Genomic DNA, 22217 nt, shown 5'->3' on the forward strand with positions numbered 1-22217 from the left:
TTGGTATTCCTTCAGGCCCGATGACAATAAAACCATTCTTTTGGGCTTGTTCAACACCAACGTTTCCCATCCAGGCTTCCAGGCTGGCCCCACCGTCCGGCGGGAATTCGTTTGGGCAAAAACATCGAGCGGAGACCGAATGCTGACGTCGACTTACACCCTCGTTGCCCTATCCGTCGAACAAAACAAGGTTCGCGCGGCGCTGCACTCGCTGCTGCAAGAATTGCATGTCCTGCCGGGCGATCTCCACACCCTGGCCACCGGCCGCGCGGCGCAGTTGTGCGCCGGCCTGCGCCAGGCCTACGACAGCTGCCACTGGCGCAAGCTGGACAAGTTCCTGGTGCCGGCCCTGCGCCGCCACACCGCCGTCGCCGACGGGCTGCTGCAGGATCTCGAGGAGCTCAGCCGCGCCGCCTGGCAGGCGCTGGACGCGGCCGAAGCCTGCATCGGCGCGGCCGAGCGCGCGGTGCCGCGCGTGCAGTTCTGCGGCGCCGTCGAGCGTTGCGTCGCGGCCCTGCGGCGGCGCCTGGAGCGCGAGGAGCACGAACTGTTTCCGCTGGCGCGCAGCGCGGTGGGCGGCGATGCCTGGTTCGCGATCGCCAACCAGATGCTGGCGCACGACGCCCATGCGCGCGAGCGGCGCGGGACGCCGCGCGGCGGGCGGCTCGCACGCGATCCGGTTGCAGCCGAGGGCGGCCGCCGCCACGCCGCGCTGTCGGCCCTGCATTGAAGCGGCGTCGACGCTCGAACACGGCCATGCCTGCACGCGCCGCCCCCGCGGCGCGAAGCCATCAGGGTTCTTTGCTATGATGGCGATTTTGGAAGTGCGATTTCATCATGTTCGAGTTCCTATTCAAGCGGTCGGGCGACAACAAGTCCGGCGACAAGCCGGCCGGACAGGGCGCGCAGCCAGAGCCGTCCGCCTCCCGGCCGGCCGCCTCCACCGCGCCGCGCGCGCTCCAGGCCGAGCGCCTGGCCCTGGTCCGGGGCGACGAAGCGGCCGCGGTGGAATTCATTCTCCAATGCGAATTTTCCGAACTGCGGCTCACGGCCGCCGAGTCCGTCCATAGTCCCGACGCCCTCGAACGCGTGCATGCGGCGATGCGCAATACCGACCGCCGTGTCGCCAAGCTGATGCAGGCGCGCCTGGATGCGCACCGCCATCGCGAGTCCGAGCACCGGCGCGCCGAGGCCACGCTGGCGCAGGCGCAGGCCCTGCTCGAGGACGCACTGCTGACGCCCAACCATGTTGCCGAACTGGACCGCAAATGGGCGGTCATCGCCGCGCCCGAACTGGCCGACGCCTTCGGCCAGGTACGCACCGCCCTCGGCCGGCGCCTGGAAGACCAGGTGCGCCTGCAGCGCGCCATGATCGACCGCCTGGCGGCGCTGCGCCGGCTCGGGTCGGCCCAGCCGGACGCCGCGCCGAGCGCCGCCGAGCTGGCCGAGCGCCTGGATGCGCTGGCGCGCGAGCAGGGCGAGGCGCTGCAGGCGCCGGAACACGCCTCGCTGCCGCGCGGCCTGGCGGCCGAGTTCGGCGTCGAGCACCAGAAGCTGCAGGCCGGCCTGCATGCGATCGAAGCCGGCCAGTCGGCGCTGGCGGCGCGCGCCGCCTTCCTCGAGGACCGGCAGGCCCGGCCCGCCGCCGAACTCGACGCGGATGCGCTGCGCAAGGAATGGCGCGCGCTGCCGCCGCTGCCGCAGGAACTGGCGCAGGCCTTGTCGCAGGGCCAGGGCGGCGCATTGCAGGATCGCTTCGATGCCTTGCTGGCCAGTGCGCCGCAACCGGAAGCGCGCAAGCCGAAGGAAGCCAGCCCGCCCAGGACCCGGGAGCCGGGAAGCGCGCCGCGCAACAAGGGCGCCGACCAGCACTTCATCGACAACATGGATGCCATGGAAGCCGCCTTGCAGCAGGGTTCTCTGGGCACCGCCGCCGAACTCGACAAGGCGCTCAAGGAAGCGCGCGACAAGGGCATGCGCCTGACGCCGGCCCAGTCCGACCGCCTGGCGCACGTGCGCAGCGAATTCAAGCGCCTGTCCGACTGGGCGCGCTGGGGCGGCAACGTGTCGCGCGAAGAATTGATCAAGGCCGTCGAGGCCTTGACGACCCAGCAGTTGCCGATGAGCGAGCTGGCCAAGAAGGTCGGCAGCATGCGCGAGCGCTGGAAGGCGCTCGACAGCCTGTCCGGCGCCGCGCCAAAGAGCCTGTGGGAGCGCTTCGACGCCGCCTGCAGCGCCGCCTACGCCCCGGCCGCGGCCCATTTCCGCCACCTGGCCGACGAGCGCCACGCCAACGCGGCGCGCGGCGACAAGCTGGTCGAAGAGGCGCGCGCCGAGATCGCGCGCCTGCAATCCGGCGAAGCCGAATGGAAGCACGTGGCCGGCACCGTGCAGCGCCTGCGCCTGGCCTGGAGCCACCTGGGCGCGATCGACCGCAAGGACAAGAAGCGCCTGGACGGCGCCTTCGCCGACGCCCTCAACGTGCTGCAGGCGCCGCTGGAAGAACAGCGCAAGGCCGAGATGGCCGAGCGCGAACAGATCATCGAGCTGGCCGCCGCCATCGATCCGCACGATCGCCACGCGGTGGACACCATGCGCGCGCTGCAGCAGCGCTGGCAGGAACATGCGCGCGCGCTGCCGCTGGAACGCAAGAGCGAGCAGGCGCTGTGGCAGCGCTTCCGCGCGGTGTGCGACGACGTGTTCCAGCGCCGCAAGGACAGCATGCACGAGGCCGACATCGAGCGGCGCGCCCACGAAGCCGCCAAGGAAGCGATCAGCGCGCGCCTGGAGGCGGCGGCGCCGGACGCGACCCCGGCCGGCGCCGGCAAGCTGCTGCGCGAGGCCCAGGCCGAATGGCAGGCGATCGGCCCGGTGCCGCGCGCCCACGAGGCGCGCGTCGAGAAACGCTTCCACGCCGCGCTGGCGCTGGTGCAGCAGCATGCCGACGGCGTGCGCCGCGCCGCCGGCGTGGCCCAGGCCGGCCACCTGCGCGACAAGCTGCGCCTGGTGCGCGAACTGGAGCAGGCTGTCGCCGGCGGCGACGATGCCGATGCCGCGCCGGTCGACTGGGCAGCGCGCTGGGACGCCGTCGCGGCGCCGGACGCCGAGCTGGAGCGCGTGCTGCGCACCCGCTTCGACGCCGCCCTGGCCGCGCTGCAGGGCGACCAGGCCCGGCGCGCCGCCTATGCGCGGCAGCTGGAGCACAACCGCGATGCGCTGCTGCACGATTTGCTGCGCCTGGAAATCGGCGCCGGCATCGACAGCGGCCCGGAATTCGCGCGCGAGCGCCTGAAACTGCAGGTCGAGGTGCTGCAATCCTCGCTCAAGTCGGGACCGAAGCCGGCGGCGCAGCGCGGGGCCGGCCAGAAAGCGGCGCCCGGCCAGCCGGCGGGCGGCAACCCGGGCGGCGCGGCCGCGTCCGGTGCCGGCCTGCGCGCCCTGTGCGCCTTGCCGGCGCTGCTGGACGCGCGCACCGCCTCGCGCATCGAGCAGCTGGTCATGCGCCTGGCGAAGAATGGATGAGGTTGGCAACGATGACGAGCGGGGAGGATGCATGATCGAGGTACGGGTACAGTCCGCGGATTTCGACCTGGGCGCGGAAGTCGCGCGCCTGCGCGCGGGCGACGCCCGGATCGGGGCGGTGGTGAGTTTCGTCGGCACCGTGCGCGACATGAACGACGGCGACCGGGTGGCGGAACTGGAGCTGGAACACTATCCCGGCATGACCGAACGCTCGCTGGAAGAGATCGTCGAGCAGGCGCGCGCGCGCTGGCCGCTGTACGGCGCGCTGGTGGTGCACCGCGTCGGACCGATGCAGCCGATGGAACAGATCGTGCTGGTGGCGTGCAGCGCGGCGCACCGCGGCGAAGCCTTCGCAGCCTGCGAATTCATCATGGATTACCTGAAGACCGAGGCGCCGTTCTGGAAGAAGGAACAGACGCCGGGCGGCGCGCGCTGGGTCGATGCGCGCGTGAGCGACGATGCGGCGCGCGCCAAGTGGCAGCTCGGCTGATCTGGCGCCCTGTGTAGCGCGCCGGCCACAACCGCAATAATCCATCGCAACATTGTTCCGCGGAAATTCATTGCAACTTGCGGTTGCCATGACGATCTGGCAAAGTTCCAGCCTCATCCATGACCGCGGAGCGTCCCATGAGCCTGTCCGGCACCGTCGCCTATCGCCCCAGCCCGGCCTTCGTCGGCGCTTCCTGGGCCGCCCTCGCCATCGGGCTGGCCGCCTACCTGATCGGGCTGTGGAATGCCCAGATGCAGCTGAACGAAAAGGGGTATTACCTGACGATCCTGCTGTACGGTTGTTTCGCCGCGGTGTCGCTGCAGAAGACGGTGCGCGACCGCGCCGAGGGCATACGCGTCACCGGCATCTACTTCGGCCTGTGCTGGATGTCGCTGCTGGCCGCGGTCCTGCTGCTGGTGGTGGGCCTGTTGAACGCCACCCTGAGCCTGAGCGAAAAGGGTTTTTATGCGATGTCCTTCGTGCTCGCCCTGTTCGCCATCGTCGCCGTGCAAAAGAACGTGCGCGACCTGGCGATGAGCGCCGTGCCCGGCGACGAGCGCGCCTGACACACGGCCGCGGTTGCGATCGCGGCAAGACCTGCCCGGGCCGGTGGCCGTCGTTGCCGGCTCTGCTTGGGCTGGCGGCGTACGCATCGCCTCACTCTTCGGAGGCGCTCTCCTTTCCGGCCCGGCGCCGCCATTCGGCCAATTCCCCCAGCCGCAACGCGTGCGGCGCCCGCTCTCCATGGCCGTGCTTGCCGTTGCCGATCCGTTGCGAGCGATAGATCCCGGTATGTCCCGAAAACAGGTAGCTGACCACGCAGCCGATGGCGGCGTACACCCCGACCTCGGCGCCGAACAGCTCGAGCGCCATCAGCGTCGAGGCGATCGGCGTATTCGCGGCGCCGGCGAACACGGCCACGAAGCCGACCCCGGCCAGCAGCGGAAACGGCAGCTGCAGCAGCGGCGATAAGGCATTGCCGAGCGTGGCGCCGATGTAGAACAGCGGCGTCACCTCGCCACCCTTGAAGCCGCTGGCCAGCGATGCGATGGTAAAAGCCATCTTGCCGGCGAAGTCCCAGGGCGGCATGGGTTGCACGAACGCGGCCTGGATGGTCGGGATGCCCAGCCCCAGGTAGTGTCCGGTGCCCGGCAGCATGGCCGCGGCGGCGATGGCGATGCCGCCCAGCAGCGCGCGCAGCGGCGCGTAGGCCACGCGTCGCTTGAACCAGCCGCCCAGCGCATGGGTCCAGTCGGCGAACAGCTTGCCGGCCAGGCCGAAGGCGGCGCCGGCGACGACGAGCGCCGCCAGCGTCCACGCCGTCACGGCCGGAATCGCAGCGGCGGGGATCGCATAGTGGGTATGATGCGCCCCCCACAGCTGGCACACGCGGTCGGCGGCGACGGCGGCGGCCAGGCAGGCGGGCAGGGCGTCGTAGCGCAGGCGGCCGATGGCCAGCACTTCCAGGCCGAACACGGCGCCGGCCAGCGGCGTGCCGAATACCGAGGCGAAGCCGGCGCTGATGCCCGCCATCAGCAGGATGCGGCGCTCCTGGTGGCCGAGGCGCAGCAGCAAGGTCAGCTGATCGGCCAGCGCACCGCCCATCTGCACCGCCGTGCCCTCGCGCCCGACCGAGGCACCGAGTAGGTGCGAGGCGACCGTGCCGCCCATCACCAGCGGCGCCATGCGCAGCGGGATCACCTGTTTCGGGTCGTGGATCTCGTCGATCAGCAGGTTGTTGCCGGGCTCGACCTGGCGCCCGCATCGCAGGTAAACCCAGGACACGGCGAAGCCGCCCAATGGCAGCAGCCACAACAGCCATGGGTGGGCCAGGCGGCTCGCCGTGGCGCGGTCGAGCGCGAACAGGAACAGGGCGGAGGCGGAGCCGGCCAGCGCGCCGGCCAGCACGGCCAGCACGATCCACTTGGCCATGTAGGGCAGCAGGCGAAAGCGTTGCAGGCGCAAGCGCTGCAGGCGGGAAGGCGGAAGCGAAGGTGTCATGCATGTCCTTGTCGGGTTCGATAAGACGCTTTCCCCGGACATGCAGGCGTCACCACACGATGCAGGCGCCCGCACGTCCACGCAGCCGGCAAGCCGGAGGGAATCGTGCAGGCATCATCAGCCCTGTGGGCGGTTCGTGCGGAACACGGGAGGAATGCCATCTCCCGCAGGCATTCTAGCGCAGCGCGGCGGCGCATGCCAGGGCAGCCCTTCGTCACGGTTAAGTGGTTTTTAAGCAAGGTCGCCATTTCGCATCTTGAAAAGCCGGCGCCGCACCCTTAATTGCGTTTCAACTTGAACACCAACCATTGAGGACCACCCCATGCGGCAAGACAAATTGACGACCAAGCTCCAGGAAGCGCTGGCGGATGCCCAGAGCCTGGCGGTCGGCAACGACAACCAGTACATCGAACCGGCCCACCTGCTGAGCGCGCTGCTGAGCCAGGACGACGGCGGCGCGCGTTCGCTACTGCAGCGCGCCGGCGTCAACGTCGGCGGCCTGCAGAACGCGCTGCGCGGCGCCGTCGAGCGCCTGGCCAAGGTGTCCGGCACCGGCGGCGACGTGCAGGTCGGGCGCGAACTGGTCGGCCTGCTGAACCTGGCCGACCGCGAATCGCAGAAACGCGGCGACCAGTTCCTGTCCAGCGAAATGGTGTTGCTGGCGCTGACCGACGACAAATCCGACGCCGGCCGCCTGGCGCGCGAGCACGGCTTGAGCCGCAAGGCGCTGGAATCGGCGATTGCCGCCGTGCGCGGCGGCGAGTCGGTGAACTCGCAGGATGCCGAAGGACAGCGCGAGGCGCTGAAGAAATACACGCTCGACCTGACCGAACGCGCGCGCCTGGGCAAGCTCGACCCGGTGATCGGCCGCGACGACGAGATCCGCCGCGCCATCCAGGTGCTGCAGCGCCGCTCGAAGAACAACCCGGTGCTGATCGGCGAGCCGGGCGTGGGCAAGACCGCCATCGTCGAGGGACTGGCGCAGCGCATCGTCAACGGCGAGGTGCCGGATTCGCTCAAGGGCAAGCGCGTGCTGTCGCTCGACATGGCGGCGCTGCTGGCTGGCGCCAAGTTCCGCGGCGAGTTCGAGGAGCGCCTGAAGGCGGTGCTGAAGGAACTGGCCCAGGACGAAGGCATGACCATCGTCTTCATCGACGAGATCCACACCATGGTCGGCGCCGGCAAGGCCGAGGGCGCGATGGACGCCGGCAACATGCTGAAACCCGCCCTGGCGCGCGGCGAGCTGCACTGCGTCGGCGCGACCACGCTCGACGAATACCGCAAGTACGTGGAAAAGGATGCCGCGCTGGAGCGCCGCTTCCAGAAGATCCTGGTCGACGAACCGAGCGTGGAAGCGACCATCGCCATCCTGCGCGGGCTGCAGGAAAAGTACGAGCTGCACCACAAGGTCGAGATCACCGACCCGGCGATCATCGCCGCGGCCGAGCTGTCGCACCGCTACATCACCGACCGCTTCCTGCCGGACAAGGCGATCGACCTGATCGACGAAGCCGCCGCCAAGATCAAGATCGAGATCGATTCCAAGCCGGAAGTCATGGACAAGCTGGACCGCCGCCTGATCCAGCTGAAGATCGAGCGCGAAGCGGTCAGGAAGGAAACCGACGAAGCCTCGCAGCGCCGCCTGGAACTGCTCGGCGACGAGATCGGCCGCCTGGAGCGCGAGTACAACGATTACGAGGAAACCCTGAAGGCCGAGAAGGCGGCGGTGCAGGGCTCGGCCCACATCAAGGAAGAAATCGAGCAGGTGCGCCTGCAGATCCAGGAAGCGCATCGCAACAGCGACTACGGCCGCATGTCCGAGCTGCAGTACGGCCGCCTGCCGGAACTGGAAAAGCAGCTCAAGGAGGCGGAAGCGGCGGGCGAGCAGCCGCTGGATGCCGACGGCAAGCCGAAACTGCTGCGCACCCAGGTCGGCGCCGAGGAGATCGCCGAGGTGGTGGCGCGCGCGACCGGCATTCCGGTGGCGCGCATGATGCAGGGCGAGCGCGACAAGCTGCTGCACATCGAGGAAGAGCTGCACAAGCGCGTGGTCGGGCAGGACGAGGCGATCGAGGCGGTGTCGGATGCGATCCGCCGCTCGCGCGCCGGCCTGGCCGATCCGGACCGCCCGTACGGCTCGTTCATGTTCCTGGGCCCGACCGGCGTCGGCAAGACGGAGCTGTGCAAGGCGCTGGCTTCGTTCCTGTTCGATACCGAGGAATCGCTGATCCGCATCGACATGAGCGAATTCATGGAGAAGCACTCGGTGGCCCGCCTGATCGGCGCGCCGCCGGGCTACGTCGGCTACGAGGAGGGCGGATACCTGACCGAGGCCGTGCGCAGGAAGCCGTACAGCGTGATCCTGCTCGACGAGATCGAGAAGGCGCACCCGGACGTGTTCAACGTGCTGCTGCAGGCGCTCGACGACGGCCGCATGACCGACGGCCAGGGACGCACCGTGGATTTCAAGAACACGGTGATCGTGATGACCTCCAACCTGGGTTCGAACCGCATCCAGTCGATGGAAGGCAGCGAGCCGGAAGTGGTCAAGCTGGCGGTGATGGCCGAGGTGCGCGGTCACTTCCGCCCCGAGTTCATCAACCGCATCGACGAGATCGTGGTGTTCCATGCGCTCGACGAGAAGAACATCGGTTCGATCGCCAGGATCCAGCTGCGCAACCTGGAAGGACGCCTGGAAAAGATGGAGATGGCGCTGGACCTGAGCGAGGAGGCGCTGCAGAAGATCGCCGAGGCCGGCTTCGATCCGATCTATGGCGCGCGCCCGCTCAAGCGCGCGATCCAGCAGCAGATCGAGAATCCGCTGTCGAAGGCGATCCTGTCCGGGCGCTTCGGTCCGAAGGACACGATCCATGTCGGCGTGCAGGGTGGCCAGCTGACGTTCGGCGCGGCGCCGGCGGTCGAGCTGGCCAAGTAATGCGGTAGCCGGCGCCGGCATGGGTCGGCGCGAGGATTGAGCCCCATCCGGCCTTGCCGGGTGGGGCTTTTTTTCGTCCCATGGTGCTGCACGCCGCGAGTTGAATCGGTCCGTCTCCAGTACACCGCCTTGTTGTTGCCTGAAATCATCAATTTCCTACGTATATCAATCGTCCGCGTCAGGCTTGCGTGCATGATCCCAACGCCGGCTGCCATCGGCGTCGTTTTCGTATTGCGAAAAGCGGTTTCGCCAATGGAAACAGCGCAGCATGCCACGCTGCCCAGCCGTTCCATTTTGAGAAATTTGTTTTCGCATCATGATATGCGTAGCGCAAGTGGTTGATTTTTATAAGCATAAAAATAGTCCTGTGTCTTATATAAGAGTTCCGCTGCTGCGCACAAAAGGCCTATCATTGTTTCCAAGGGCGATCCACCGTCCACCGCTTTCCGATCCACTCATCAACTTCGTTTTTCATTCAGGAGAACAACATGGCAACCCGTGAACAGCAAATCGCCGCTCTGCAACAGGACTGGGACAGCAATCCGCGCTGGAAGGACGTGACGCGCAACTACAGCGCCGACGACGTCGTGCGCCTGCGCGGCTCGGTCCAGGTCGAGCACACGCTGGCGCGCCGCGGCGCGGAAAAGCTGTGGGGCCTGGTCAACGACGAACCCTACGTGAATGCGCTGGGCGCCCTGACCGGCAACCAGGCCATGCAGCAGGTCAAGGCCGGCCTGAAGGCGATATATTTGTCGGGCTGGCAGGTGGCGGGCGACGCCAACGTTGCCGGCGAGATGTATCCGGACCAGTCGCTGTACCCGGCCAACTCGGTGCCGCTGGTGGTGCGCCGCATCAACAACACCTTCCAGCGCGCCGACCAGATCCAGTGGTCGGAAGGCAAGGACGACATCGATTACTTCGCGCCGATCGTGGCCGACGCCGAGGCCGGCTTCGGCGGCGTACTGAATGCGTACGAGCTGATGAAGGCGATGATCGAGGCCGGCGCCGCCGGCGTGCACTTCGAAGATCAGCTGGCATCGGTCAAGAAGTGCGGCCACATGGGCGGCAAGGTGCTGGTGCCGACCCGCGAGGCGGTCGAGAAGCTGACCGCGGCGCGCCTGGCGGCCGACGTGATGGGCACGCCGACGCTGGTGATCGCCCGCACCGATGCCGAGGCGGCCGACCTGCTGACCTCGGACGTGGACGCCAACGACGCCCCGTTCTGCACCGGCGAGCGCACCGTCGAAGGCTTCTTCCGCGTCCGTCCCGGCGTCGAGCAGGCGATCTCGCGCGGCCTCGCCTACGCGCCGTTCGCCGACTTGGTCTGGTGCGAGACCGGCAAGCCGGACCTGGCCTTCGCCAAGCGCTTCGCCGAAGCCATCCACGCCAGGTTCCCGGGCAAGATGCTGGCCTATAACTGCTCGCCCTCGTTCAACTGGAAGAAGAACCTGGACGACGCCACCATTGCCAAGTTCCAGAAAGAACTGGGCGCGATGGGCTACAAGTTCCAGTTCATCACCCTGGCCGGCTTCCATGCGCTGAACTACAGCATGTTCAACCTGGCGCACGGCTACGCGCGCAACGGCATGTCGGCCTTCGTCGAACTGCAGGAAGCCGAATTCACCGCCGCCGACAAGGGTTTTACCGCGGTCAAGCACCAGCGCGAAGTCGGCACCGGCTACTTCGATGCGGTGACCCAGGCGATCCAGCAGGGCCAGAGCTCGACCACGGCCTTGCACGGCTCGACCGAGGACGAGCAGTTCTTCGATACCAAGAAAGTGGCGTAGCACCTGCGTCGTCCCCGGCCTAGGCGGCCCCCTTGACGGGGACCCATACCCCGCATCCATCCCCAAGAAACCGGGAAGCCAAGGGCAATTCGAGCCGAACGACAGTCGTCTGACATAAGCCGCAGCCACCCGCCGCGGCTTTTCTTTTTTGGGCGATGCGCATAGATGGGCGATAATGACGGATGGGCCAAAGTACGCGCCCGCCGCACTCACTTATCCGGAATCCACTATGTTTAGTTACCGCCACGCCTACCACGCGGGGAATCACGCTGATGTCCTGAAGCACTTTATCCAGGTTCAGTTGCACCAATACATGAACCAGAAGGACACTGCCTACACCTATATCGACACCCATTCCGGTGCCGGCGTGTATGCGCTCGACAGTGCCCAGGCGAGCAGGAGCGGCGAGTTCGAGGACGGCATCGCGCGCCTGTGGAACCGCGACGACCTGCCGCCGGCCCTGGCCGAGTACGTGGACGTGGTGCGGGCCCTGAACCCGAGCGGCAAGCTGCGCTACTACCCCGGCTCGCCCTACGTGGCCGAGCAGGTGGCGCGTCCGGAAGACCGGCTGCGCCTGTTCGAACTGCACCCGTCCGACATCAAGATCCTGGTCGACAACTTCCGCAAGCTGGAAGCGCACCAAGCCGAGCAGGGCGAACGGGCACGCGGCCGCCGCGTGCTGATCGACTACAAGGATGGTTTCCAGGGGCTGAAGGCGCTGCTGCCGCCGCCGTCGCGCCGCGCGCTGGTGCTGATCGACCCGCCGTACGAGGTCAAGCTCGACTACAAGCACGTGCGCGACGCGCTGGAAGAGGCGCTCAAGCGCTTCCCGGGCGGCATGTACGCGGTCTGGTACCCGGTGCTGCAGCGCATGGAATCGCGCCAGTTCGCCGACCGCCTGAAGCGCCTGCCGGCCAAGGAATGGCTGCACGTGACCCTGACGGTCGCCACGCCCGGCCCGGACGGCACCGGCCTGCACAGCAGCGGCATGTTCATCCTGAATCCGCCCTACACGCTGGAACCGACGCTGCGCCAGGTGCTGCCTTACCTAGTGCAGGTGCTGGGCCAGGACGGCGGCGCCACCTTCCGCATCGAGCGCGGCACCCAGGTCACCGGCGCCATGGCGGCGGCCGGTCCGCGCGCGCCGGTCGGCAATGCGCGCCGCGCCAGCCCGCTGTCGGGCGCCGGCAGCCTGCGCCTGCCGGGCCAGGCCTTCGGCGACGGTCCGCGCGCGCGCGATGGCGCCGAAGGCGAGCGCGCGCCGCGTCCGGCCCGCGAAGGCGGCGCCGAGCGTGGCGCCGGGCGCGCCGATGCCCGTACCGATAATCGCACCAACGTTCCGCGCAACGCCGGCAAGCCGCGCTCGACGGTGGGCGCGGCCGATGCAGCCGGCGCCGGTTCGCCGCGCGCCGGTTCGCCACGTTCCACCGCAGCGCGCGGCAATGGCGACCGGCCCGGCCCGGCGCGTCCCGCCGGCAAGCGCGGGGGCGGTTCCGGCCGCGGTTGAGTCTGGCTCATCGGGGGGTTGTGCAGCCGAGTCCCGAGCAGCCAAACTCCGCGCAGCCAAATTCCAATTTCGCGTTTCGAACGACCGGTGCGTGCCCATTGCGGCGCGCACCAATGGCCATGCGCGCCGGAATGGTAACGTTTTGATACGATGTCGAAATGTAAAGACGGCGAGTCTGTAGTATAGTCGCCCCCGTGTCCCGCTCGACCGGGACCCGGTTCGCGTGTTGCGTGCCGCAATCGTTTTCAGGAGTGTTACATGCATGCGGATGCAACGGCAGTCACGTCCATGCCGTCGGATGATTTTTTTCTGGCGCGCCAGCCCATACTCGGGCGCGACCAGAAACTGGTGGCGTTCGAACTGCTGTTTCGCGCCGCCGCCGAGCACGAGGACGCGCAGCTGACCGACTATGCCGCCGCCACCGCCGCCGTGATCTCGCATGCATCCCAGCTCGGCATGAAGCAGGTCGTGGGCGAGCAGATCGCCTTCGTCAACGTCGACGAGGTCGTGCTGAAAAGCGACTTCGTGCGCTTCCTGCCTCCTGACAAGGTCATTCTAGAAATCCTGGAGACCGTGCAAGCCACGCCCGAGGTCACGGCGCGCGTGAGGGAATTGAAGGAGCTCGGGTTCCGCTTCGCCCTCGATGACGTTATAGGCCATTCCGAGCAGGTGAGCAAGCTGATGGACCTGGTCGACGTCATCAAGATCGACCTGAAGGGCGTCAGCCGCGCCGAACTGATCGAGCTGGCCCATTCGCTGCGCAGTCCACACCAGAAGCTGCTGGCCGAAAAGGTCGAGACCGTCGAGGAATTCGAGCTGTGCCTGGAACTCGGCTTCGAGTATTTCCAGGGATATTATTTTGCGCGCCCCGCGATCCTTTCCGGCAAGAAGATCTCGCCGTCCGAGATGGTGCTGCTGCGCCTGCTCGACCTGATCAACTCGAATGCCGACAATGCGGCGATCGAAGCGGTGGTCAAGCGCGACGCCTTGCTCAGCCTGAACCTGCTGCGCCTGGTGAACAGCCACCTGACCGGTACCGGCGGCGGCCACATCGAATCGGTGTCGCAGGCGCTGGCGCAACTCGGACGCAGCCAGCTGCAGCGCTGGGTGCAGATCCTGCTGTACAGCGGCCCCGACGGCCACGTCGAACTGAATTCGCCGCTGCTGCAGATGGCCACCACGCGCGGTCGCCTGCTGGAATTGATGGCGCTGACGCTGCACCCGGGCGATGTCGAGGGCGCGAATACCGCCTTCACGGTCGGCATCATGTCGCTGATGGACGCGTTGTTCTCGGTGTCGATGGGCGAGCTGCTGGGCAAGGTCGAGGTGTCGCCCGAGGTGCGCGCCGCGCTGCTGGAGCGCGGCGGGAAGTACGGCACCATGCTGCGCATCGCCGAGCAGCTCGAGGGCGTGCAGTGCAACCGGACCCTGTCGCAGGCGCTGGCGGCGCTCGGCCTGTCGGCCAAGCGCCTGCGCGAGATCGAATTGGCCGCCTTCGACTGGGTGCGCGAGCTCAGCGGCGCCGACGTGGGTTGATGCGTGGGGTGGACGGCATCCGCGCCGCATCCGTGCACGCGACGGCGGTATAGCCGTCCACCCTAAGCCCGCTGCATGGCAGGATAGCGGCCATGCGTACGGCCGCACGCCACGCAACGGCGTTGACGTGCTATAGATTTATTGCGCCAGGAACAGGAACACGGTCGGCTTCTTGTGGAAATCCGGCCCCTTGCCGGCCGCCAGGCGCGCCTTCCACTTGGCCGCGCTCAGGGTCGTCACCGACTCGCTCGGCAGCGACAGGTCGGTGGCCACGCACAGCAAGGTGCCCGGCTGGCAGTTCGCCACCAGCGCTTCCAGCATCGCGCCGTTGCGGTAGGGCGTCTCGATCAGCAGTTGCGTCTGCTTTTCGCTGCGCGAACGCGCTTCCAGCTGCCCAATGCGCTTGGCGCGCTGGGCGGCGTCGGTGGGCAGGTAGCCGTTGAAGGCGAAGCTCTGGCCGTTCAGGCCGCTCGCCATCACCGCCAGCAGCAGCGAGGAAGGCCCCACCAGCGGCCGCACCGTGATGCCGTGCTGGTGCGCCAGCCGCACCAGGTCGGCGCCGGGGTCGGCCACCGCCGGCACGCCGGCTTCCGACACCAGGCCGGCATCGCGTCCGGCCAGCAGCGGCGCCAGCAGGGCGTCCAACGCCTGCGCCGGCGTGTTCACATTGAGTTCAGCGATCTGGATTTCCTGCAGCGGGCGCGCCAGCGGATGGTCGATCCCGACCAGTTTTAAAAAGGCGCGCGCCGTCTTGGCATTCTCGGCGACGAAATAATCGAGCTTCGAGGCGATGTCCTGCACCTGCTCGGGCAGGACGTGGGACAGGGCGCGCGGCGCGGCGTCGGTGGCGCCGAGGGTATTCGGGATCAGGTAGAGGGTACCGGTCATTGGTTTTCGTTCTTGGTGATTGCAAGGGTATTGCCGTTACTGTCCGGGCGACACGGCGGCCGCGCCGAAGAAGGGCACGCCGGCGCGGCGCAGCATGCCGCACAGCGCGATCAGCGGCAGGCCCGTCAGCGCGGTCGGGTCGACGCTGTCGATGCGTTCCAGGATGGCGATGCCGAGTCCTTCGTTCTTGGCGCTGCCGGCGCAGTCGTAGGGCTGCTCGATGCGCAGGTAGGCATCCAGTTCGGCGTCCGGCAAATCGCGGAAGGTGACGGCGGTCTGCACGTCCTCGACTTGCGCCTTGCCATCGGCATGGCGGCCGTCCCACAGGCACAGCGCGGTATGGAACAGCACGCGCCGGCCGCGCATTCGCTGCAGCTGGGCCAGGGCGCGCGCATGGTCGCCCGGCTTGCCGATCTGTTCGCCGTCCAGCGTGGCGACCTGGTCCGAGCCGATCACTAGCGCGCCCGGACGCAGGTGCGCGATCGCCGCTGCCTTGGCGCGCGCCAGGCGCAGTGCGGTGGCATGCGGGGCTTCGCCGGGCAGGGGCGTCTCGTCGATATCGGGCGCCTGGGCGGTAAAGGGCAGGCCCAGGCGCGCCAGCAGTTCGCGGCGGTAGGCTGAACTGGACGCAAGGATCAGGCGCGGCACGGTGGAACTTGGTATGATGTCGTCCGGTCGAATATTCATAAGCAAAACAGAGGCGATTGTTCCCGGCAAGTATCCCAACGGGGAAGGCCGATGGGCCGGGCAGACGCCCGGGCGGGCCGGTACGGCAACCGCGCGACGGCATCGGCGGCGCGCTGCAGGGCAAGCCACAGCACAATCCACAAAATGCAGCAAGTTTTTGACTGGCCGGGGAGAAGCCTGTTATTATCGCAGGTTTTCCGGGGAAGTTTTTCCAAATGAGCGCTTTTGTCATCGACGCCTTCGAATTCTGTCGAAATGACGGCCATCGCGAAGGCGTCACGCCGGTGGCGGAAATGTCCCGCCTGGCGGCCGATTGCGCCGACAAGTCGGGTTCGATCAGCTGGACGATCCAGGGCGGCAAGACCAAGCAGGGCTACCCGTCGCTGACCCTGGCGGTGGCCGGTACCGTGCAGCTGGTATGCCAGCGTTGCCTGCAGCCGTTCGGCCACGACATCGATTCGTCCACCATGCTGGTGCTGGGCAAGGACGATGCGGACGCCGACGAGATCGAGGAAATCCTCGACGATGAAAGCATCGACGTGATCGTTGGCAGCCACGCCTGCGACATCCGCGACCTGCTCGAGGACGAAGCCCTGCTGGCCCTGCCGCAGGCACCGAAGCACGAGGTATGCCCCGATACCAAATTGATGGACGGCCTGAAGTCCGAGAAGGTATCGCCGTTCGCGGCGTTGAAAAGCCTCAAGCCGGAATGAGTTTCGGCAGCGGCGTCCTGCGCCGCGGCCGATGCATAAAGCGCGTCCAGGTGTGGACGCCAAAGAATTCATCGAAAGAATTTGCGCCGCGTGATCCGGTTTCATGCCGATCGCGGGCGTGTCAAGAACGTGTCAAACGCGTGCAGCAATCGAGTATGGCAGGTGTAGTGAGTTGTAGGCAGCGTTAAAACATGTCGGCGCGCGGTCAAATGAGTGATTGCCGCTGGGATACTCGATGCGCATGTTTTTGCGAATCGAATGTGTTAGAATTTTAGAACTTATGTTTAGGAGTCATCATGGCAGTTCAGCAGAATAAGAAGTCCCCGTCGAAGCGCGGCATGCACCGTTCGCACGATTTCCTGGTTGCACCGAACCTGGCAGTCGAGCCGACCACCGGCGAAACCCACCTGCGTCACCACATCAGCCCGAACGGTTTCTACCGTGGCCGTAAAGTGCTGAAGACCAAGAACGACGAGTAATCGACGTCTTGCTGTCTTGTTCGATGAAAGCGGTGTTGCGTATGTCGAATGCGTGGCGCCGCTTTTTATTTGTCTTTCGCACCGGCTGCAACCACCACTTGCACACCGTCATTTTCCATCTCGCTGACTCTGGCCGCTCCCCTGCAGCGCGCCGAGGCCAGGCCGCCGCCGGCACGTTCTGACGCCGCGGCCCATCCCGACAAATGACAATCAAAATTTCCATCGACTGCATGGGTGGCGATCACGGCCCCGCAGTGACCATCCCGGCAGCCCTCGCATTCCTCAAGCACGAACCCGAAGCCGAACTGATCCTGGTCGGCCTGGAAGACCAGATTCGTGCTGAACTCAAGAAACACCACGCCGCCGACAATCCGCGCCTGAGCGTCAAGCACGCCGCCGAGGTCGTCGCCATGGACGATCCGGTCGAGGTCGCCCTGCGGCGCAAGAAGGATTCCTCGATGCGCGTCGCCATCGAGCAGGTCAAGGACGGCAGCGCCGCCGTCTGCGTCTCGGCCGGCAATACCGGCGCCCTGATGGCGATTTCGCGCTATGTCCTGAAGACCATGGCCGACGTCGACCGTCCGGCGATCTGCTCGATCCTGCCGAACCAGAAGGGCGGCCCGACCTACATGCTCGACCTCGGCGCCAACGTCGACTGCGAGCCGCATCACCTGCACCAGTTCGCCATCATGGGCGCGGTGCTGTTCGAGGCGATGGAACACCGCCGCCCCAGCATCGGCCTGCTCAACGTGGGCACCGAGGAAATCAAGGGCACCGAAGCGGTCAAGGCCACCGCCGCGCTGCTGCGCGCCGACCACGAGCGCGGCGTGCTGAATTTCCACGGCAATGTCGAAGGCAACGACATCTTCAAGGGCACCGTCGACGTGGTCGTCTGCGACGGTTTCGTCGGCAACGTCACGCTGAAGGCGGTCGAAGGCTTGTCGCGCTTCTTCAAGGCGACGCTGATGGAGACCACGCTGTCCAAGCTGGGCGCGCTGCTGGCGATGAAATCGCTGAAGAAGCTGAATCCGGAAAGCTACAACGGCGCCGGCCTGCTGGGCCTGAAAGGCCTGGTATTCAAGAGCCACGGCGGCGCCCAGGCCTATGCCTACGAATGGGCGATCCGGCGCGCCTTCGACGCCGCCAAATACAACGTGCAAGACCAACTCTCGACCCTGATCCACGAGTTGATGCCGCCTAGCGCCGACCGGGAAGCGCCGGCCCCCACCATCCAGCAGGTCAAGCAATGACTGTGTACAGCAAAATCATCGGCACCGGCAGCTACCTGCCGCAGCAGCGCGTCACCAACCACGACTTGGCGGCGCAGCTCGGCGCCAAGGGCATCGAGACCTCGGACGAGTGGATCGTCAGCCGCAGCGGCATCTCGGCGCGCCATTACGCTGCACCCGCGGAAAACGCGTCCGACCTGGCCGTGCACGCCGCGCGCCGCGCGCTGGAAGCGGCCGGCCTGGAGGCAGAGCAGATCGACCTGATCGTGGTCGCCACCTCGACCCCGGATTACCACGGCAATTTCCCCAGCACCGCCTGCGTGGTGCAGAACAAGCTCGGCCTGCGCAACAATTGCGCCGCCTTCGACCTGGGCGCGGTGTGCAGCGGCTTCGTGTACGCGATGTCGACCGCCGATGCCTTCATCAAGGCCGGCAATGCGAAGAACGTGCTGGTGATCGGCACCGAAGTGTTTTCGCGCATCCTCGACTTCGACGACCGCAGCACCTGCGTGCTGTTCGGCGACGGCGCCGGCGCGGTGGTCATGACGGCGTCGGACGAACCGGGCGTGCTGGCGGTCAAGCTGCATGCCGACGGCAGCCACGGCGACATCCTGTGCGGCCCGCGCAACCCGGCCAACGCGGCGGTGGCGGTGGCCGGCGGCAGCTACCTGTACATGGACGGTCCGGCGGTGTTCAAGCTGGCGGTGTCCGTGCTGGAAAAGGTCGCCAACGAAGCCCTCGAGCATGCCGGCATGGCGTCGTCCGAGATCGACTGGCTGATCCCGCACCAGGCTAACCTGCGCATCATGAACGGCACCGCCAAGAAGCTCGGCCTGCCGGCGGAAAAGATGGTGGTGACCGTGCAGGAGCACGGCAACACCTCCGCCGCCTCGATCCCGCTGGCACTCGACCTGGCGGTGCGCGACGGCCGCATCCGGCCGGGGCAAAACATCCTGATGGAAGGCGTCGGCGGCGGCTTCACCTGGGGCGCCGTGCTGGCGCGCATGTGATTCACAAGAATAAAAGGAAGAGAAGGAATCCCGATGAATAAATTCGCATTCGTCTTCACCGGCCAGGGCGCGCAGGCGGTCGGCATGCTGAACGGCTTCGCCGGCAACCCGGTGGTCGAGCAGACCGTGCAGGAAGCCTCGGACGCACTCGGCCAGGATATCGGCAAGCTGATTGCCGAAGGCCCGAAGGAAGCGCTGGACCTGACCACCAACACCCAGCCCGTGATGCTGACCGCGGCCGTGGCCGTGTACCGCGCCTGGATCGCCGCCGGCGGCCCGGCGCCGAGCCTGGTGGCCGGCCACAGCCTGGGCGAATATTCGGCGCTGGTCGCGGCCGGCGCGATCGCCTTCAAGGATGCGGTGCCGCTGGTGCGCTTCCGCGCCCAGGCGATGCAGGACGCGGTGCCGGTCGGGCAGGGCGGCATGGCCGTCATCCTCGGCCTGCAGGCCGACGACGTGCGCGCCGTGTGTCTCGATGCGGCGCAGGGCGAGGTGGTGGAAGCGGTCAACTTCAACGAGCCGACCCAGATCGTCATCGCCGGCCACGCCGGTGCCGTCGACCGCGCCTGCGAGCTGGCCAAGGCCAGGGGCGCCAAGCGCGCCATGAAGCTGGCGGTATCGGCACCGTTCCACTCGTCGCTGCTGAAGCCGGCATCGGACCGCCTGTGCGACTACATGGCCGGCCTCGAATTTTCCGCGCCGCAGATCGGCTTGATCAACAACGTCGACGTGGCTATCCTGAACGATCCGGCCGCGATCAAGGACGCGCTGGTGCGCCAGGCCGCCGGTCCGGTGCGCTGGGTCGAGACGATGCAGAAGATGGCGCGCGAGGGCGTCACCCAGGTCATCGAATGCGCGCCCAGCAAGACCCTGATCGGCATGGCCAAGCGCATCGATCCGGTGTTGGTGGGCGAGGCGCTGGTCGACCAGGCGGCGCTGGAGCGCGTGCTGGCCGCCGTCAAGGCCTGACAGATCCGAACAGATCCCAGATACAAGTAAGGAACAACAATGAACCTGCAAAACCAAGTCGCCCTCGTCACCGGCGCCTCGCGCGGCATCGGCAAGGCCATCGCACTGGAACTGGCGCGCCAGGGCGCCAAAGTGGTCGGCACCGCCACCAGCGCAGCCGGCGCCGAAGCGATCGGCGCCTACCTCGCCGAGTTCGGCGGCAAGGGCGTGGTATTGAACGTTACCGACGCCGCCCAGTGCGCGGCCGTGATCGACGAGATCGCCAAGAGTGCCGGCGCCATCGGCATCCTGGTCAACAATGCCGGCATCACGCAAGACCAGCTGGCGATGCGCATGAAGGACGAGGAGTGGGACAACGTGATCGCCACCAACCTCACCGCCGTCGGCCGCCTGTCGCGCGCCGTGCTGCGCGGCATGATGAAGGCGAAGCAGGGCCGCATCATCAACATCACCTCGGTGGTCGGCGCCAGCGGCAATCCGGGCCAGATGAACTATGCCGCCGCCAAGGCCGGCGTGGCCGGCATGACGCGCGCGCTGGCGCGCGAGATCGGCAGCCGCAACATCACCGTCAATTGCGTGGCACCGGGCTTCATCGACACCGACATGACCCGCGGCCTGGGCGAAGGCCAGCACGAAGCGCTGCTGACCCAGATCCCGCTGGGCCGTCTCGGCCAGCCGGAAGACATCGCCCACGCGGTGGCCTTCCTGGCCGGTCCGCAGGCCGCCTACATCACCGGTACCGAGCTGCACGTCAACGGCGGCATGTACATGAATTGATGGCGGTGCTGCCCCCTTCGGAATAAAATCTCGGCTTTTAGCAACCGTTTCAGCCGAGTTAGCGTCAGACGCTGAAAATAGTTTTTCATCGCGCAAACCCTGATAAAATGCGCGCACTTTCCGCAACACATACCTAATGGAGCCATAACATGTCGGATATCGAACAACGCGTTAAAAAAATCGTCGCTGAGCAACTGGGTGTTGCAGAAGCAGACATCAAAATCGACTCCTCGTTCGTTGACGATCTCGGCGCAGATTCGCTGGACACCGTTGAACTGGTGATGGCACTGGAAGACGAATTCGAAATGGAAATCCCGGACGAGCAGGCCGAGAAGATCACCACCGTTCGTCAAGCCATCGAGTACGCACAAGCGCACGTCAAGGCTTAAGTTCCAAGGATTTCAGGAGAACCGCTTGAGTTCACGCAACCGCCGTGTCGTCGTCACCGGCCTGGGTTGCATTTCTCCGATCGGCAATACCATTGCCGAGGCGTGGGAAGCAGCACTGGCTGGCAAGTCGGGCATTGCCAACATCACCAAGTTTGACGCCTCGTCCTTTTCGACCCGCTTCGCGGGCGAAGTGAAGAACTTCAACGTCGAGGATTACCTGCCGGGCAAGGAAGGCCGCCACATGGATGCGTTCATCCATTACGGCATGGCCGCCGGCATCCAGGCGTTGCAGGATTCGGGACTGGTCGTCACCGAGGACAATGCCGACCGTATCGGCGTGGTCGTGGGCTCGGGCATCGGCGGCCTGCCGATGATCGAAGAGACCAAGGCGGAGTACGACAGCCGCGGCCCGCGCCGCATCTCGCCGTTCTTCGTGCCGGCCTCGATCATCAACATGATCTCGGGCGACCTGTCGATCAAGTTCGGCCTGCGCGGCCCCAACCTGGCGATCGTGACGGCCTGTACCACCGGCCTGCACTGCATCGGCCAGGCGGCGCGCCTGATCGAATACGGCGACGCCGACGTGATGATCGCCGGCGGCGCGGAATCGACCGTGTCGCCGCTGGGCCTGGGCGGCTTCGCCTCGGCGCGCGCCCTGTCGGCACGCAACGACGATCCGGCCACCGCATCGCGTCCGTGGGACCGCGACCGCGACGGCTTCGTGCTGGGCGAGGGCGCCGGCGTGATGGTGCTGGAAGAGTACGAGCACGCCAAGGCGCGCGGCGCCAAGATCTATGCGGAAGTCGTCGGCTTCGGCATGAGTGCGGACGCCAACCACATCACCGCACCGCTGGAAGACGGCAGCGGCGCCTCGCGCTGCATGGTGTCGGCGATGCAATATGCCGGCATTAATCCGGACCAGGTGCAGTACGTGAACGCGCACGGCACTTCGACCCCGGTGGGCGATGCGGCGGAAGTGAAGGGCATCAAGCGCACCTTCGGCGACCATGCGAACAAGCTGATCGTCAATTCCACCAAGTCGATGACCGGCCACCTGCTGGGCGGCGCCGGCGGCTTGGAATCGGTGTTCACGGTGCTGGCGATCCACAATCAGGTGTCGCCGCCGACCATCAACATCTTCAACCAGGACCCGGAATGCGACCTGGACTTCTGCGCCAACACGGCGCGTGACCTGAAGATCGATTACGCGGTCAAGAACTCGTTCGGCTTCGGCGGCACCAACGGTACCCTGGTCTTCGCCAAGATCTGAATCAAGCGACGACTTGTAGGTCTGAACT

19 protein-coding genes and 1 riboswitch are annotated in these 22217 nt (G+C 66.7%); of the genes, 16 read left to right on the forward strand and 3 right to left on the reverse strand.

Annotated elements, in window-relative coordinates:
- Positions 1–139: 139 nt before the first annotated feature.
- From HH212_RS16775 to yiaA, 4 genes are all read left to right on the forward strand, one after another.
- Entirely contained in the window at positions 140–730 is a 591-nt protein-coding gene (locus tag HH212_RS16775; protein WP_170203507.1) for a hemerythrin domain-containing protein, read from the forward strand.
- A 107-nt stretch (positions 731–837) separates the two neighbouring features.
- A complete protein-coding gene (locus HH212_RS16780) occupies positions 838–3522 on the forward strand; it encodes a DUF349 domain-containing protein (protein WP_170203508.1) in 2685 nt (894 codons plus the stop codon).
- A 31-nt stretch (positions 3523–3553) separates the two neighbouring features.
- Complete coding sequence (moaE, locus tag HH212_RS16785) at positions 3554–4012, forward strand: molybdopterin synthase catalytic subunit MoaE (protein WP_211172353.1); 459 nt, start codon at positions 3554–3556, stop codon at positions 4010–4012.
- Positions 4013–4149: 137 nt separating this feature from the next.
- Entirely contained in the window at positions 4150–4578 is a 429-nt protein-coding gene (gene yiaA, locus HH212_RS16790) for an inner membrane protein YiaA (RefSeq protein ID WP_170203509.1), read from the forward strand.
- Between the two features lie 91 nt (positions 4579–4669).
- Here the strand turns inward: yiaA and HH212_RS16795 are convergent, their stop codons facing one another.
- Positions 4670–6013, reverse strand: coding sequence for a chloride channel protein (locus tag HH212_RS16795; protein ID WP_170203510.1), 1344 nt, complete (start codon positions 6011–6013; stop codon positions 4670–4672).
- Positions 6014–6114: 101 nt separating this feature from the next.
- Positions 6115–6187: riboswitch (Fluoride riboswitch) on the reverse strand.
- A gap of 148 nt (positions 6188–6335) precedes the next feature.
- On the opposite strand from HH212_RS16795, the gene clpB reads away from it, so the two are divergent.
- The 4 genes from clpB (at position 6336) to HH212_RS16815 (ending at position 13778) form a co-directional block, all read left to right on the forward strand.
- On the forward strand, positions 6336–8948 hold the full coding sequence (clpB, locus tag HH212_RS16800) for an ATP-dependent chaperone ClpB (protein ID WP_170203511.1): 2613 nt from the start codon (positions 6336–6338) through the stop codon (positions 8946–8948).
- A 488-nt stretch (positions 8949–9436) separates the two neighbouring features.
- A complete protein-coding gene (gene aceA, locus HH212_RS16805) occupies positions 9437–10735 on the forward strand; it encodes an isocitrate lyase (RefSeq protein ID WP_170203512.1) in 1299 nt (432 codons plus the stop codon).
- 313 nt (positions 10736–11048) lie between these two features.
- Entirely contained in the window at positions 11049–12242 is a 1194-nt protein-coding gene (locus HH212_RS16810) for a 23S rRNA (adenine(2030)-N(6))-methyltransferase RlmJ (protein WP_229217315.1), read from the forward strand.
- Positions 12243–12500: 258 nt separating this feature from the next.
- The gene (locus HH212_RS16815) at positions 12501–13778 is read left to right on the forward strand and encodes an EAL and HDOD domain-containing protein (protein ID WP_170203514.1); all 1278 of its coding nucleotides are present in this window, start codon (positions 12501–12503) and stop codon (positions 13776–13778) included.
- A 138-nt stretch (positions 13779–13916) separates the two neighbouring features.
- On the opposite strand, the gene HH212_RS16820 is transcribed toward HH212_RS16815, so the two are convergent.
- Together HH212_RS16820 and HH212_RS16825 are read right to left on the reverse strand one after the other, a co-directional pair.
- Positions 13917–14666 (reverse strand): SAM-dependent methyltransferase, encoded by a 750-nt coding sequence (locus HH212_RS16820; RefSeq protein WP_170203515.1) that lies wholly within the window; start codon positions 14664–14666, stop codon positions 13917–13919.
- Positions 14667–14702: 36 nt separating this feature from the next.
- Positions 14703–15353 carry a Maf-like protein gene (locus tag HH212_RS16825; protein WP_308633213.1) on the reverse strand — a complete coding sequence of 217 codons (651 nt, stop codon included), beginning with the start codon at positions 15351–15353 and terminating at the stop codon, positions 14703–14705.
- Positions 15354–15568: 215 nt separating this feature from the next.
- Here HH212_RS16825 and HH212_RS16830 point away from each other — a divergent pair, with 215 nt between their 5' ends.
- The 8 genes from HH212_RS16830 (at position 15569) to fabF (ending at position 22189) form a co-directional block, all read left to right on the forward strand.
- Positions 15569–16066, forward strand: coding sequence for a YceD family protein (locus HH212_RS16830; RefSeq protein ID WP_211172354.1), 498 nt, complete (start codon positions 15569–15571; stop codon positions 16064–16066).
- 296 nt (positions 16067–16362) lie between these two features.
- A complete protein-coding gene (gene rpmF / locus HH212_RS16835; RefSeq protein WP_028104096.1) occupies positions 16363–16545 on the forward strand; it encodes a 50S ribosomal protein L32 in 183 nt (60 codons plus the stop codon).
- 203 nt (positions 16546–16748) lie between these two features.
- Positions 16749–17795 carry a phosphate acyltransferase PlsX gene (plsX, locus tag HH212_RS16840; protein ID WP_170203517.1) on the forward strand — a complete coding sequence of 349 codons (1047 nt, stop codon included), beginning with the start codon at positions 16749–16751 and terminating at the stop codon, positions 17793–17795.
- Positions 17792–18784, forward strand: coding sequence for a beta-ketoacyl-ACP synthase III (locus tag HH212_RS16845; RefSeq protein WP_170203518.1), 993 nt, complete (start codon positions 17792–17794; stop codon positions 18782–18784). The genes plsX and HH212_RS16845 overlap by 4 nt, the downstream gene beginning before the upstream one ends.
- Before the next feature lie 33 nt (positions 18785–18817).
- Positions 18818–19753 (forward strand): ACP S-malonyltransferase, encoded by a 936-nt coding sequence (gene fabD / locus HH212_RS16850; protein WP_170203519.1) that lies wholly within the window; start codon positions 18818–18820, stop codon positions 19751–19753.
- 39 nt (positions 19754–19792) lie between these two features.
- Positions 19793–20530 carry a 3-oxoacyl-ACP reductase FabG gene (gene fabG / locus HH212_RS16855; protein WP_170203520.1) on the forward strand — a complete coding sequence of 246 codons (738 nt, stop codon included), beginning with the start codon at positions 19793–19795 and terminating at the stop codon, positions 20528–20530.
- Between the two features lie 149 nt (positions 20531–20679).
- The gene (gene acpP, locus HH212_RS16860; protein ID WP_036168404.1) at positions 20680–20919 is read left to right on the forward strand and encodes an acyl carrier protein; all 240 of its coding nucleotides are present in this window, start codon (positions 20680–20682) and stop codon (positions 20917–20919) included.
- Between the two features lie 25 nt (positions 20920–20944).
- Positions 20945–22189: a beta-ketoacyl-ACP synthase II gene (fabF, locus tag HH212_RS16865; protein WP_170203521.1), complete on the forward strand. Its 1245-nt coding sequence runs from the start codon at positions 20945–20947 to the stop codon at positions 22187–22189.
- The last annotated feature ends 28 nt before the right edge of the window (positions 22190–22217 follow it).

Origin of the sequence: Massilia forsythiae (genome assembly GCF_012849555.1) — a bacterium.
Taxonomy (GTDB): Bacteria; Pseudomonadota; Gammaproteobacteria; order Burkholderiales; family Burkholderiaceae_D; genus Telluria; species Telluria forsythiae.

Coding starts and splice junctions, on each gene's coding strand:
- HH212_RS16775 (WP_170203507.1), top strand. CDS start 140: ATGCTGACGTCGACTTACACCCTCGTTGCCCTATCCGTCGAACAAAAC.
- HH212_RS16780 (WP_170203508.1), top strand. CDS start 838: ATGTTCGAGTTCCTATTCAAGCGGTCGGGCGACAACAAGTCCGGCGAC.
- moaE (WP_211172353.1), top strand. CDS start 3,554: ATGATCGAGGTACGGGTACAGTCCGCGGATTTCGACCTGGGCGCGGAA.
- yiaA (WP_170203509.1), top strand. CDS start 4,150: ATGAGCCTGTCCGGCACCGTCGCCTATCGCCCCAGCCCGGCCTTCGTC.
- HH212_RS16795 (WP_170203510.1), bottom strand. CDS start 6,013: ATGACACCTTCGCTTCCGCCTTCCCGCCTGCAGCGCTTGCGCCTGCAA.
- clpB (WP_170203511.1), top strand. CDS start 6,336: ATGCGGCAAGACAAATTGACGACCAAGCTCCAGGAAGCGCTGGCGGAT.
- aceA (WP_170203512.1), top strand. CDS start 9,437: ATGGCAACCCGTGAACAGCAAATCGCCGCTCTGCAACAGGACTGGGAC.
- HH212_RS16810 (WP_229217315.1), top strand. CDS start 11,049: ATGAACCAGAAGGACACTGCCTACACCTATATCGACACCCATTCCGGT.
- HH212_RS16815 (WP_170203514.1), top strand. CDS start 12,501: ATGCATGCGGATGCAACGGCAGTCACGTCCATGCCGTCGGATGATTTT.
- HH212_RS16820 (WP_170203515.1), bottom strand. CDS start 14,666: ATGACCGGTACCCTCTACCTGATCCCGAATACCCTCGGCGCCACCGAC.
- HH212_RS16825 (WP_308633213.1), bottom strand. CDS start 15,353: ATGAATATTCGACCGGACGACATCATACCAAGTTCCACCGTGCCGCGC.
- HH212_RS16830 (WP_211172354.1), top strand. CDS start 15,569: ATGAGCGCTTTTGTCATCGACGCCTTCGAATTCTGTCGAAATGACGGC.
- rpmF (WP_028104096.1), top strand. CDS start 16,363: ATGGCAGTTCAGCAGAATAAGAAGTCCCCGTCGAAGCGCGGCATGCAC.
- plsX (WP_170203517.1), top strand. CDS start 16,749: ATGACAATCAAAATTTCCATCGACTGCATGGGTGGCGATCACGGCCCC.
- HH212_RS16845 (WP_170203518.1), top strand. CDS start 17,792: ATGACTGTGTACAGCAAAATCATCGGCACCGGCAGCTACCTGCCGCAG.
- fabD (WP_170203519.1), top strand. CDS start 18,818: ATGAATAAATTCGCATTCGTCTTCACCGGCCAGGGCGCGCAGGCGGTC.
- fabG (WP_170203520.1), top strand. CDS start 19,793: ATGAACCTGCAAAACCAAGTCGCCCTCGTCACCGGCGCCTCGCGCGGC.
- acpP (WP_036168404.1), top strand. CDS start 20,680: ATGTCGGATATCGAACAACGCGTTAAAAAAATCGTCGCTGAGCAACTG.